General features: G+C 60.0%; 12 protein-coding genes. All 12 read right to left on the minus strand.

The window, feature by feature from the left end:
* Nucleotides 1–65: 65 nt before the first annotated feature.
* The 12 genes from G8764_RS05055 to G8764_RS05110 all read right to left on the minus strand — a co-directional run bounded on the left by G8764_RS05055 (nt 66) and on the right by G8764_RS05110 (nt 11,908).
* Nucleotides 66–905: a class III extradiol dioxygenase subunit beta gene (locus tag G8764_RS05055; RefSeq protein ID WP_166162452.1), complete on the minus strand. Its 840-nt coding sequence runs from the start codon at nt 903–905 to the stop codon at nt 66–68.
* Between the two features lies 1 nt (nt 906).
* On the minus strand, nt 907–1,293 hold the full coding sequence (ligA, locus tag G8764_RS05060; protein WP_166162454.1) for a protocatechuate 4,5-dioxygenase subunit alpha: 387 nt from the start codon (nt 1,291–1,293) through the stop codon (nt 907–909).
* Nucleotides 1,294–1,347: 54 nt separating this feature from the next.
* Entirely contained in the window at nt 1,348–2,238 is an 891-nt protein-coding gene (locus G8764_RS05065; RefSeq protein ID WP_166162456.1) for an amidohydrolase family protein, read from the minus strand.
* A complete protein-coding gene (locus G8764_RS05070; protein WP_166162458.1) occupies nt 2,235–3,254 on the minus strand; it encodes an amidohydrolase family protein in 1,020 nt (339 codons plus the stop codon). The genes G8764_RS05065 and G8764_RS05070 overlap by 4 nt, the downstream gene beginning before the upstream one ends.
* A 6-nt stretch (nt 3,255–3,260) precedes the next feature.
* Nucleotides 3,261–4,181 carry an NAD(P)-dependent oxidoreductase gene (locus tag G8764_RS05075; RefSeq protein WP_166162461.1) on the minus strand — a complete coding sequence of 307 codons (921 nt, stop codon included), beginning with the start codon at nt 4,179–4,181 and terminating at the stop codon, nt 3,261–3,263.
* Nucleotides 4,181–5,275, minus strand: a complete 1,095-nt coding sequence (locus tag G8764_RS05080) for a 4-oxalomesaconate tautomerase (RefSeq protein ID WP_166162463.1) — start codon at nt 5,273–5,275, stop codon at nt 4,181–4,183. Before G8764_RS05080 ends, G8764_RS05075 begins: the two co-directional genes overlap by 1 nt.
* A 3-nt stretch (nt 5,276–5,278) precedes the next feature.
* Nucleotides 5,279–5,968, minus strand: coding sequence for a 4-carboxy-4-hydroxy-2-oxoadipate aldolase/oxaloacetate decarboxylase (locus G8764_RS05085; RefSeq protein WP_166162465.1), 690 nt, complete (start codon nt 5,966–5,968; stop codon nt 5,279–5,281).
* Between the two features lie 190 nt (nt 5,969–6,158).
* Entirely contained in the window at nt 6,159–7,178 is a 1,020-nt protein-coding gene (locus G8764_RS05090; protein ID WP_166162467.1) for an AraC family transcriptional regulator, read from the minus strand.
* Nucleotides 7,175–8,059 carry an amidohydrolase family protein gene (locus tag G8764_RS05095; protein WP_166162469.1) on the minus strand — a complete coding sequence of 295 codons (885 nt, stop codon included), beginning with the start codon at nt 8,057–8,059 and terminating at the stop codon, nt 7,175–7,177. Before G8764_RS05095 ends, G8764_RS05090 begins: the two co-directional genes overlap by 4 nt.
* 15 nt (nt 8,060–8,074) lie before the next feature.
* Nucleotides 8,075–9,562, minus strand: coding sequence for an AMP-binding protein (locus G8764_RS05100; protein ID WP_166162471.1), 1,488 nt, complete (start codon nt 9,560–9,562; stop codon nt 8,075–8,077).
* Between the two features lie 25 nt (nt 9,563–9,587).
* Entirely contained in the window at nt 9,588–10,427 is an 840-nt protein-coding gene (locus tag G8764_RS05105; RefSeq protein ID WP_166162473.1) for a p-hydroxycinnamoyl CoA hydratase/lyase, read from the minus strand.
* Nucleotides 10,428–10,510: 83 nt separating this feature from the next.
* Nucleotides 10,511–11,908: an aldehyde dehydrogenase gene (locus G8764_RS05110; RefSeq protein WP_166162475.1), complete on the minus strand. Its 1,398-nt coding sequence runs from the start codon at nt 11,906–11,908 to the stop codon at nt 10,511–10,513.
* Nucleotides 11,909–11,918 lie beyond the last annotated feature (10 nt).

Below are 11,918 nucleotides of genomic sequence, written 5' to 3' on the forward strand. Positions count from 1 at the left end.
TCTATGGATTCCCGCCTGCGCGGGAATGACGGCAAATTGGCAATTTCCTGGCTTCCGGATAGGTACTAACTGTTTTCCAGCACCAAATGGCCCACTGCCGTATTCGACGCCGGCACGTGATAAAAGCGATGCTTTAGCGTGACCTTGTCATTCAGGGCGCCGCGGGCAATCAGCCACATCACCAGTTCGATGCCCTCGGAGCCGGCCTCGCGCACGTAATTGATGTGCGGCACCTGGGCCAGGGCCTCGGCATCGTCGACGATACGGTCGAGAAAATCGTTGTCGAATTCCTGGTTGATCAAGCCCGCGCGCGGACCCTGCAGCTGGTGGCTCATGCCGCCAGTGCCCCAGACCTGCACGTTCAGATTATCGTCAAAGGATTCCACCGCACGGCGCAGGGCCTTGCCCAGGGCGTAACAGCGCTTGCCAGACGGCGGCGGGTACAACACCACATTAACGGCAATGGGGATCACCCGGCAAGGCCATTCACTGGGCTGGCCAAACAGCAACGACAGGGGCACGGTGAGGCCGTGATCCACATCGAGATTATTGACGATGGTCAGATCGAATTCATCCTGGATCACCGACTGGGCGATATGCGACGCCAGGGTCGGATGGCCTTTGACATTGGGTACCGGTCGCGGGCCCCAGCCCTCATCGGCGGGCTTGAATTCCTCGCCGGTGGCAATCGCAAAGGTGGGCACCAGGTTGGAATCAAAGGCGGAGGCGTGATCGTTGTAGACCAGTAAAATCACGTCCGGCTTCTGCTCGGCAATCCACTGCTTCGAGTATTCGTAGCCGGCAAACATCGGCCGCCAGTAGTCATCGCCGGTTTTGCCGTTGTCGATTGCCGCACCGATGGCCGGCACGTGGGAAGTACAGACTCCCGCTGTAATTTTAGCCATATTATTTGTCCTCTTTGTACATATTGCCCTGCGGCGAACGTCCACCGTCGAGCATCATCTGGGCGTACTCCGCCTGGCTCATGCCGGTCATGGTGGCAGCCGCGGCCTGGAAGCTGATGCCATCGGAAGAGAATATCTTGGCCAGGAAATAGATATTGCCGCCCAGCGCCATCATGCGGTTGTAATCCCGGTCCAGCACCGCCTGCTTCTGCGCCTCGGTCATGGGCCACTGGTCCAGATAGGCGCGCTCGTCGGCCCTGAAGGCGTCTCTGTTGCCAGCCTTCATCAGCGACATGCAAAACTGGTTTAGATGAAAACCCTTGCGCGCCATATCGGCGTCGAAAATGGTGGTTCCGGGAACATCCTCATAGGGTTTGTCCAGAGCCATAAATCCTCCTGTTATTTGCTATTTCGCTTTCTTAAAACGCTCATCAACAAGTACTTAATCTTGCCAGTACAAGCGCATGGGGTTGTCCACCAACAGCTTCTGTTGCAGCTCCGCAGTGGGTGCGATTTTGGGAATAAAATCCACCAGCTTGCCGTCGTCGGGTACGTGGCTCTTCATATTAGGGTGCGGCCAGTCAGTGCCCCACAATACGCGATCCGGAAAGGCATCGACAATGTGGCGGGCGAAAGGGACCACGTCGCCGTAGTCCGGTGGCCCCGCCAAGGACAATCGCTCCGGACAGGTCACCTTGGACCAGAAGTTTTCGTGCTCGCGCATCAACTTTACAAACAGCTGGAATTCCGGGCCGTCCACCGGCTTGCTCACATCGGGCCGGCCCATATGGTCGACCACCACAGTGGTGGGCAGCGCGGTAAAGAAGTCGTACAGCTCCGGCAACTCCTGGGCTTCAAAATAAATCACGATGTGCCAGCCCAGATGCTTGATGCGCTCGGCAATGGATTGCAGCGAATCGAAGGGCAGCGCATCCACCAGCCGTTTGACGAAATTAAACCGCACCCCGCGCACGCCGGCGGCGTGCAGCTGCTCCAGCTCGGCGTTGGTGACACTGCCCTTCACTGTCGCCACACCCCGGGCCATGCCGTTGGAGTGGTTGAGGGCATCGACCAAGGCGCGGTTATCGGCGCCGTGACAGGTAGCCTGGACAATCACATTGCGGGAGAAACCCAGGTAGTCGCGCAGGGCCCACAACTGGTCTTTGGAGGCGTCACACGGGGTGTACTTGCGCTCCGGTGCGAACGGGAACTGGTCGCCGGGGCCGAACACGTGGCAGTGGGCATCCACGGCACCGGCCGGCGGGGTGTAAGCGGGCTTCGACGGCGACTGGTGCCAGTGCAGCCAATCGGCATCCATAGTGAACTTGCTCATAGGCCCCTCCCCTTAAGGCTGGCATCCAGCCGCGGATAGACTTTGCGGGCGTTACCTTCATAGACCTTGTAGCGGTCTTCTTCGTTCAGGTTCAAGGCGTCCACATAGCGTTTGGTGTCATCGAAATACTGCCCGGTCTCCGGATCGATACCGCGCACGGCGCCAACCATTTCCGAGCCGAACAGGATGTTGTCGATATCGATCACCCGGAACAACAGATCGATGCCGGGCTGGTGGTAGACACAGGTATCGAAGTAGACGTTTTTCATCACGTGCTCGGCCAGCGGCGGCTGCTTGAGCATATCCGCCAGGCCGCGGAAACGACCCCAGTGGTAGGGTACCGCGCCGCCGCCGTGGGGAATGATAAAGCGCAGATCGGGAAAATCCTTGAACAGGTTGCCCTGCAGAAACTGCATAAACGCGGTGGTGTCGGCGTTCAGGTAGTGGGCGCCGGTGGCGTGAAAGTTGTGATTGCAGGATCCGGACACATGCACCATGGCCGGCACATCCAGCTCCACCATCTTTTCATAGAAGGGGTACCAGCTGCGATCGGTCAGGGGCGCCGAGGTCCAGTGACCGCCGGACGGATCCGGGTTCAGGTTGCAGCCGACAAAACCCAGCTCGTTGACGCAGCGCTCCAGCTCGGCCACAGAGTTGGCGATGGAGACACCGGGCGACTGGGGCAGCTGGCAGACACCGATAAAGTACTCAGGGTACAAGTCCACCACCCGCTTGATCAGGTCGTTACAGGCTGAGGTCCACTGCTTGGACACCGCCTCATTGCCGACGTGATGAGCCATGGTGGAGGCGCGGGGCGAAAAGATGGTCATATCGGCGCCGCGCTCTTGCAACAAGCGCAACTGGTTCTGCTCGACGCTCTCGCGAATCTGGTCGTCGCTGATGGTCGGTACTTCTGGCAGCGCAGTGCCCTTTTTAAAGGCCTCGATTTGCGCCTCGCGAAACAGCTGGTGCGGCTCCGGTGCAGTGGTGTAGTGTCCGTGACAATCAATAATCATAGCGCATTACTCGTGTGGGTTATTGTGTTGATCGAGCTGGGCCTGCATGGCATCGAGCATTCCCCCCAGGGTCGGCTCCTGCAGCAGGCTGTGAAATTGTGCCGCCCAGGCCTGGCGCTCGACGCAGCCCTCGCTCATCCAGGGGGTCAAGCCGGCTTCATGTACGGTTTTGGCGACTTCGCGCATCTCTGCCGCGCGCCGGCCGCCGTGCTGCAACGAGCGGGAAATCAGGTACTGGGCGTGTTGCGACCAATCCGGGCGGGGAAACAAGTCGTTGAGCGATTCCAGCACCGCCCCATCGACGCCGTAATAGCGGGCTGCCAACAGCGACTCGGTGACCAGGGCTTCCATACCCTTGATGATGACGCTGCGGCACATCTTGGTGGCGGCAGCGACGCCCAGTGACGGCGACACGGCTCGCATGGCGCTAAAGCCCAGGTCGCGGCCCAAAATTTCGAAATCGCTGGCTTGTGGCCCCGCCAATAACATCGGCGCAGCACTGCGCTGCGGTCCGATGGGCGACATGATGGCCGCCTCGACAAAGCGCCCACCCACTTTTTCCACCGCGTGACTGAGTTGTTGCTTGGTCACGGGCGAGACGGAATTCAAATCCACGAACCAGGTATTATCGGCCAGGCCCGGCAAGATAGCGCGCGCCGCGTTTATGGCCTGGTCGGCGGTGACGGCAGACAGCACCAGCTGGCAGTTCAAGGCCGCACTCGCGCCGCTGCTGGCGCGCTGCAGGCGCGTATCTTGCGCTCCAGCTAAAGCAGCCAGCGCCTGGTAATTTTTTGCCGCCGCACTATCGGCCCGGTCGAGCTGCGCATCCCAAACCTGCAGCTCCACGGCCGAGCCGCGCAGCAGGTCTTCCGCCAGGGTGCGACCGACCTCCCCCAGACCGAGCAGGCATATGCGCTCAATGTTCATTACTTGTTCACCTCAGTCGCGGGCACCAGCACCTCACCGCGCATCAGCAGGCGCGCAGTGCGCAGCAAGGCGGCGCGGTTGACCTGGAAAGTATCCAGCTGCGCGCTGCCGCTGACATCCATCTCCACGGTAAAAAAGCCGGTGGGGTGTTCCACGTCCAGTCGACAGACACCGTCGCGGGCCTGCAAACCGGTCACCTGCTCGGCCACCGAGCCGGCCAGCATACAGGCACTGGCGACGCTGACTGAGCCCAACACACCGATGGCCTCGTGCACCCGATGGGGAATGAAAGTGCGGGTATTGATCGCACCGCCCGCCAGGGGGGCCGACACCAGGCTCATCTTCGGCACGGTCTTGTTGCTGACATCGCCGAGCTTCATCAGCGGCCCGACCGCCAAGCGGATCTGCTCGATGCGCGCCTTGAGCTCGGCATTGGCCTCCAGCTCAGCCGGGGACTCACTGCCGCTGAGACCGAAATCGCCGGCCTTCAACAGCACCACCGGCATACCGTTGTCGATGCAGGTAACCTCGACCCCCTCGACCCGGTCGACAATATTGCCGGTGGGCAGCAGTGCACCGCAGCTGGAGCCGGCAATGTCGAGAAAATCAATCGGCACCGGCGCAGCGGTACCGGGTACGCCGTCGATACGGGCGTCGCCCTGGTAGTTGACCCGGCGCCCGGGGGTTTCCACCCGCGCCACCGCTCGCGCGCCGGTATTGACCATATGGATGCGCACGTCGGTAAATCCTTCCGCCGCGTCCACCAGCCCGCGCTCGATGGCAAAGGGGCCGACACCGGCGAGGATATTGCCGCAGTTCTGCGAGTCACTGACTTCCGCCTTGTCCACTACCACCTGCAGGAACAGGTAATCCACATCGGTGTCCGGATCCGCCGATGGGCTGACAATGGCCACCTTGCTGGTGAGCGGATGGGCACCGCCCATACCATCGATCTGGCGCTCATCGGGAGAGCCCATGGCGGCCAGCAACAGCCGATTGCGGGCAGCGGTATCGGCGGGCAAATCGGAGGCGAGAAAATACAAGCCCTTGGAAGTGCCGCCGCGCATCACCATGCAGGGAATGGCCGTTTGCATGGCTTATACGTCCTGCAGGGTTTTGACGTAGCGCAGGCCCTTCTCGGCCAGGCGCGGGCGCATATTGTAAACGTCCAGCCCCAGTTCCCCGGCTTCGAACCGAACCCGTTTGGCCTCTTCATTGGCGCTGCGCTGGGCCACTTTGGCCTGTACCGCTTCGGCTTCTTCGCGACGCACCACCACCACGCCGTCATCGTCGGCGACGATCAGGTCACCGGGGTTGATCAGGGCGCCGGCACAGACCACTGGAATATTGACGTTACCCACGGTTTCCTTGACACAGCCCTGGGCAAATACCGCCTTGGACCAGACCGGAAAACCCATCTCGGTAAGGGTGGCGATATCCCGCACCCCGGCGTCCATGATCAGGCCGATCACACCGCGCGCCTTGAGCGAAGTCGCCAGCAGATCGCCGAAATAGCCGTCTTCACAGGGACTGGTGGGTGCTACCACCAGCACATCACCGGGGCGACACTGCTCTACCGCCACGTGCAGCATCCAGTTGTCACCGGGAGCCACCTCGCAGGTCACCGCAGGGCCGGCAATTTTGGCGGGACGATAAATGGGTTTCATGTAGGAGGCGAGCAGCCCCTTGCGTCCCTGGGCTTCGTGCACAGTGGCGACTTCCGCCCCCTGGTACAGGCTGACGATATTGTCCGGTACGCGTTCGATATCGGTAACACAAACTGGCATGGTCTACTCCCTGAACTATATAACTTGAGCTGATGGATAGGTTTTATGGGGGCTATCATACGCCCAGGCGCCCGAATTGGGATGTTCGAATACCGCTCCAGGATATTAGTTTTTTCTATAATGCCCTGCATTTCCAACAATAAACAGCGCCAACACAGGCGCCAGGGGCACCAACGCAGGGGCCTGTGGGTCAACTCTGATGCGCGGCTATGGGTTTATGGGTTTTTAGCCGGTAGTCCCGCGGGGTGACTCCGGTCCAGCTTTTAAAGGCTCGGGCAAAGACCGCCGGGTCGGAAAAGCCCAGCGCTTCGGCCACCTCCCCGAGGGGCATGGTGTGACTGGTGAGCAACCAAATCGCCCGGTCGCGGCGCACCAGATCCTTGATCTGCTGGTAGGAAGTGCCCTCCTGCTTGAGCTTGCGCATCAGGGTGCGCTTGGTCATATGCAGGCTTTGCGCCGCCTCTTCGATCACCGGAAAGCCATCGCGCAGATATCTTTTGAGCAGTTTTTGCAGGTCAAACGCGACACTGAAGTCGGTGGTTGGCTGCATAAACAGTTCCATCGGGCAGCGCTCAATAAACGCCCTCAGTGCCGACAAGCTTTGTGACACTTCGCGCTGCAGAAACTTGCTGTGAAAAGAAAAGCCCAGCTCGGGCTGGTCAAACCGATGCTGGCCGGGAAACAGGTACGCGTACTCGCTCACGTGCGCGGGTTTGGGATAATTAAAATAGACTTCGTTGAGCGTGACATTTTCCGAGATCAGCCAGGAGGCCATGCGGTGCCAGGCCATCAAAGTGATTTCGGCAAACAAGTGGTGTGGGTCAGTTTCCGGCGTACTCATGTGAAACAAAAGCGCGGCACTTTCACCATTGACCGCAAGCCGCAGGGTATAAGCCCCGCTGACCATGCCGTAAAATCGAATCCCCTCGCGCAGGGCTTTGCCAAGACTGGGCTCCAGAATGGCAAGCTTGCCCATCAGGTAAAAGGCGCCACGGGGTATAGGCGACACCGACAAGCCCATGGATTCATCCTGCAGGTGATCCCAAATGCTTTCGACAATGATTGCCAGCTTTTCGGTTTCCACCCGCACATCCGGGGCATCGATATCCGCCGGACTGAGATTGGCGGCGGCCAGCAACTTATCCCCGTCCAGGCCCTTGTCTACCGCCAGGTGATAGAGCTGGCTGACAAAGGCATTGGCCGCACTCATGGGGAACTGGAACCATCCAGCCCCAACAACTTCACCGCATTATCCTTGAGAATGGCCTGCAGCACGTGATCCTTGAAACCCACTTTTTGCGCCGCTTCGACCCAGGCGTCGGGACGTATCAGGGGAAAGTCCGAGCCGAATAACATCTTGTGACTGAGCTGGGTATTGGCGTAGCGGACGATTTGCTCGGGAAAGTATTTCGGCGACCAGCCGCTGAGATCGATATAGACATTGGCCTTGTGCAGCGCCATGGACAGGCTTTCATCGGTCCAGGGCCAGCCCGGGTGCGCGAGGATAAAATTAATGTCGGGAAAGTCCACCGCCACCTCATCGATCAGCATGGGCTGACCATACTTCAATTTGATCCCACCGCCGCCCTTGAGGCCGGTGCCCATACCCGAGTGGCCGGTATGGAAGATCGCCGGCAACTTGTACTCGGCGATCACCTCGTAAATGGGGTAGGCCATACGATCAGCCGGGCTGCAGCCTTGCATAGGCGAGTGAAATTTGAAACCCTGCACTCCCCAGTTCTCGATTAAATCACGCGCCTCCCGCGCCCCCAACTTGCCCTTGTGAGGGTCGATTGAGGCAAAGGGAATCACCACATCCGAGTTGACCCTGGCCAGCTCGGCAATCTCCTCATTGCGGATTCGCCTGGCGCCGACGCCGGCTTCGCAATCCACTGTGAACAGGCAGAAGGCCATATTCTGCTGGCGGTAATAGTCAATGGTTTCCTGAATAGTGGGCCGCTGCCGCGGAGCCTTGAAATAACTGCTGGCGGCGTCAAAGAATTTGCCCATGACCGGATCTTCAGGGTCCGTGCACGACACTTCCGCATGGACATGGACATCGATAGCAACTACTTTATCTGCCTGGATCATAATCGGGCCTGCACCTCAGGGAGCTGTGGCGGAGAACTTCTCGCGCAATTCGTGTTTCAACACCTTACCCAGACTGTTGCGCGGCAGCGCCTCCAGGGCCATCGTTTTCTTCGGTATTTTGTACTTGGCCAACTGTGAAGTCAAAGAGCCGAGCAGTTGCTCCGGGTTGAGGTCAGCGCCATCGGTCACATAAAACAGGCAACCGACCTCGCCCCACTGCTCATCCGGCACGCCGACCACCGCCAACTCGCGAATGCCCGGGTATTTTACCAGCAGCGCTTCCACTTCCGCCGGGTAGACATTTTCGCCACCGGAGATAAACATGTCCTTCTTGCGGTCGGTGACCCGATAGTAACCGTCGGCATCGAGAGCGACCACGTCCCCGGTGCAGAACCAGCCGTCCTCGGTGAGCGCATTTTGATAGTCCTCTTGCCGCCGCCAATAACCCACCGCGATGTTGTCGCCTTTGAGTTGCAGCTCGCCGGGAACCCCGACATCTACCGGCTGGTTTTGCTCATCAACCACCCGCGCGTGAATGCGCGGTGACGGAATTCCCACACAGCCGGCCTTGGCCGCGATCAGGGCCCTGTCCAGCGGCATGCCGAACACGGTGCCGGCCTCGCTCATGCCATAGCCATCGACAATGGAGATGCCGACATCGAGCCAATCACGAATTTGTGCTTCCGGATGAGGTGCACCGCCGGTGAAAAGCGCCTTTAGCCCGCGCAGCTTGCCCGCATCAAAACCTGGCTCGGCGCGCAAGGCCACCGCCATTTGCGGCACACAAAAGTAATGGCTGATACCCAGTTGTGGGTCGGCCAGCCTGGCCAGGGTGCGCTCCGGAATAAAACGGTCGGAGATCATCACCTGGGCGCCACATAAAAATACCGGCCGCAGTGACGTGATCATGCCAATGATATGGAACATGGGCGATTCACAGAGAAATACACTCTCGCTATCTACCTCTCCCAACAGGGAAAAATTAATGGCAGTCTCGGTAAGGTTGCGCTCACTTAGCATCACCCCTTTGGGCTTGCCGGTGGTCCCGGAGGTGTAGAGTATCAGCGACGGCAGGTCTTCCGACCGGTGCCCAGGCCAAACAGGTTCAACCTGGGCACAGAGACTTTGCAGCTGGTCAATGGCAACCGTTGCCGCCGCCGGGGCATCGGGCAACAATTCGGTCACCGACCCGTCGAAAAAGATGAGCGTGGGCTGGCAGTCCTCTACCAGCACCGCCAACTCCGCCGCCGACAGGCGCCAGTTAAGCGGCACAAATAGCGCGCCGAGGCGCGCGCAAGCCAGGTGCAACACCACGATTTCGGCACAGTTTTTCGCCAGGCAGGCAACCCGGTCACCCTCGCTCACCCCCCTTGCGGCCAGTAGCGCAGCGCAGGTGGCAATATAGTGGTCGAGCTCTGCATAGCGCCACTGGCGCGCACTGATCAGGTCAGTCAACGCCATTCTGGCCGGGTGCAACTGGCTGTGGAAGCGAACATAGTCCATCGTTATTTTCCTTAACTTTTACACCTTAACCTTGCTGCTTGGACTTATCGTAGGCGCCGAGGCCCGGCTTGTAGGTCTTGTCATCGATGAACTGCTTGATGCCTTCCTTGCGCCCGGTGTTGTCGTAGCTGTTGGCGGCCTCCTGGGCGCGGATCAAATAATCTTCGGCGTTATCGTAGGTCATTTCCCCCACCCGACGCACGGCATCCTTGGTCGCCTTGAGCGCCACCGGATTTTTCTCCAGCAAGACATTGGCCACCGCGGTAACCCGGTCCTTCAGCTTCGCCAGCGGCAGGGCTTCGTTAACCAGGCCCCACTCCACCGCGGTTTTGCCATCGATATTCTCGCCCATCATGGCGTGGTACATAGCCTTGCGCATCGGCATCAGGTCGGTAGCAACCTTGGTGGCGCCGCCGCCGGGTAAAATACCCCAGTTGATTTCACTGAGACCGAACTGCGCCTCTTCCGCCGCAAACGCCAGGTCACAGGCGTAGAGGGGGCCGTAACCACCGCCGAAGCACCAGCCATTCACCATGGCGATGGTGGGCTTCTGGTACCAGCGCAGGCGCCGCCACCAACCGTAAGACTCTCTCTGCGCCTGGCGAGTGCCACCCAGGCCCAGCGCTTCCATCTCGCGGAAGTACTCTTTCAAATCCATGCCTGCAGACCAGGCCGAACCTTCACCGGTGAGCACCAGCACACCCACCTCGTCATCAAACTCCAGTTTGTCCAGCACCCGCATCATCTGCCGATTCAACTTGGGGCTCATGCAATTGCGTTTTTCGGGGCGATTGAAGCTCACCCAGGCAATGCCGTTTTCCACGGTGTAGGCGACTGTATCTTCTTCTTTGCGTTCAGTTGTCATCTTCATGTCCTTCTTTCAGGGTAAAAGCAATGTGTTTAACGTTTTTTTCAATTGGCCAACGGTTGTTAAATTGGCCAGCCGACTTATATCGGGTAGTGACCCGGCTCGGTTTCCATAGTGATCCAGCGCAACTCGGTAAAGCTGTCGATACCGGCCCTGCCGCCAAAGCGGCCGTAACCGGAAGCGCCCACACCACCAAACGGCATTTGTGCTTCGTCGTGCACAGTGGGGCCGTTGACATGGCAGATGCCTGAATGAATCTGGCGCGCCACCTTCAATCCGCGGGCGGCATTGGTGGTGAAGACCGCGGCACTGAGGCCGTACTCGCTGTCATTGGCGATGCGAATCGCATCCGCTTCGTCTTTGGCGCGGATCATCGCCACCACCGGGCCGAAGCTCTCCTCGCGATAAATCGCCATCTCGCTGGTAACACCGGCCACCACTGTGGCCTGCATCAGCACGGATTCACCCTTGCCACCGCTCAACAATTGCGCACCTTTGCCCACCGCGTCGTCGATCAGGGCGTTGACCTTGTCGACAGTTTTCATATCCACCACGGCACCGAGCGGCGTCTTGCCCTCGCGCGGATCGCCGGTCGCCATGCTTTTCACCTTCTCGGCCAGCTTGGCGGCGAAGGCATCGGCCACCGCACCCACCACCACCAGGCGCTCGGTGGACATGCAGATCTGGCCCTGGTTCATAAAGGCGCCGAAGGCCGCGGCTTTCACCGCCTCGTCGAGATCGGCGTCTTCCAGCACGATCAGCGGCGCCTTGCCTCCCAATTCCAGCAGGCAGGGCTTGAGGTGCTCGGCGGCGCGCCTGGCAATCACCTTGCCCACCGCAGTGGAACCGGTGAAGTTGATGCGCTTGACCGCCGGGTGGTCGATCAGCGCGCCCACCACCTCAGCGGCGTCGGCCGGAGCGTTGGTGACGGCATTGACCGTGCCCTCGGGGAAGCCGGCTTCTGCCAGCGCCTCGACAATCAACTCGTGGGTGCGCGGGCAGGATTCCGACGCTTTCAGAATCACTGCGTTACCACAGGCCAGGGCGGTGGCCACGGCGCGCACGCCGAGGATAATCGGCGCATTCCAGGGGGCAATGCCGAGAATCACCCCCACTGGCTCGCGCACCGCCATCGCCAGGCAGCCGGGCTTGTCGGAGGGAATCACTTCACCGCCGATTTGGGTGGTAATAGACGCCGCCTCGCGCAGCATGGAGGCCGCCAGCATCAGGTTAAACATGGCCCAGCCCTGGGTGGCGCCGATCTCATTCATCATGGCGTCGACAAACTCGGTCTGCTTGCTCTCCAGCGCCGCCGCCGCTTTTATCAGCACCGCGCGGCGGGCGTTGGGGCCCTGCTGCGACCAGGCGGCAAAGCCCTTTTGCGCCGCCTCGGCAATTGCGGGGATATCGGCGGGCTGCATGGCGCGGGCACTGCTGGCCACGTCACCGGTCAACGGATTGAGTCGTTCAAAATTCATTGTCACCTCT

The sequence above is a fragment of the Pseudomaricurvus alcaniphilus genome (assembly GCF_011440395.1).
Taxonomy (GTDB): Bacteria; Pseudomonadota; Gammaproteobacteria; order Pseudomonadales; family Cellvibrionaceae; genus Pseudomaricurvus; species Pseudomaricurvus alcaniphilus.

Bases quoted from the DNA above. Each gene is read 5' to 3' on its own strand.
- G8764_RS05055 (WP_166162452.1), bottom strand. From the start codon at position 905: ATGGCTAAAATTACAGCGGGAGTCTGTACTTCCCACGTGCCGGCCATC.
- ligA (WP_166162454.1), bottom strand. From the start codon at position 1,293: ATGGCTCTGGACAAACCCTATGAGGATGTTCCCGGAACCACCATTTTC.
- G8764_RS05065 (WP_166162456.1), bottom strand. From the start codon at position 2,238: ATGAGCAAGTTCACTATGGATGCCGATTGGCTGCACTGGCACCAGTCG.
- G8764_RS05070 (WP_166162458.1), bottom strand. From the start codon at position 3,254: ATGATTATTGATTGTCACGGACACTACACCACTGCACCGGAGCCGCAC.
- G8764_RS05075 (WP_166162461.1), bottom strand. From the start codon at position 4,181: ATGAACATTGAGCGCATATGCCTGCTCGGTCTGGGGGAGGTCGGTCGC.
- G8764_RS05080 (WP_166162463.1), bottom strand. From the start codon at position 5,275: ATGCAAACGGCCATTCCCTGCATGGTGATGCGCGGCGGCACTTCCAAG.
- G8764_RS05085 (WP_166162465.1), bottom strand. From the start codon at position 5,968: ATGCCAGTTTGTGTTACCGATATCGAACGCGTACCGGACAATATCGTC.
- G8764_RS05090 (WP_166162467.1), bottom strand. From the start codon at position 7,178: ATGAGTGCGGCCAATGCCTTTGTCAGCCAGCTCTATCACCTGGCGGTA.
- G8764_RS05095 (WP_166162469.1), bottom strand. From the start codon at position 8,059: ATGATCCAGGCAGATAAAGTAGTTGCTATCGATGTCCATGTCCATGCG.
- G8764_RS05100 (WP_166162471.1), bottom strand. From the start codon at position 9,562: ATGGACTATGTTCGCTTCCACAGCCAGTTGCACCCGGCCAGAATGGCG.
- G8764_RS05105 (WP_166162473.1), bottom strand. From the start codon at position 10,427: ATGACAACTGAACGCAAAGAAGAAGATACAGTCGCCTACACCGTGGAA.
- G8764_RS05110 (WP_166162475.1), bottom strand. From the start codon at position 11,908: ATGAATTTTGAACGACTCAATCCGTTGACCGGTGACGTGGCCAGCAGT.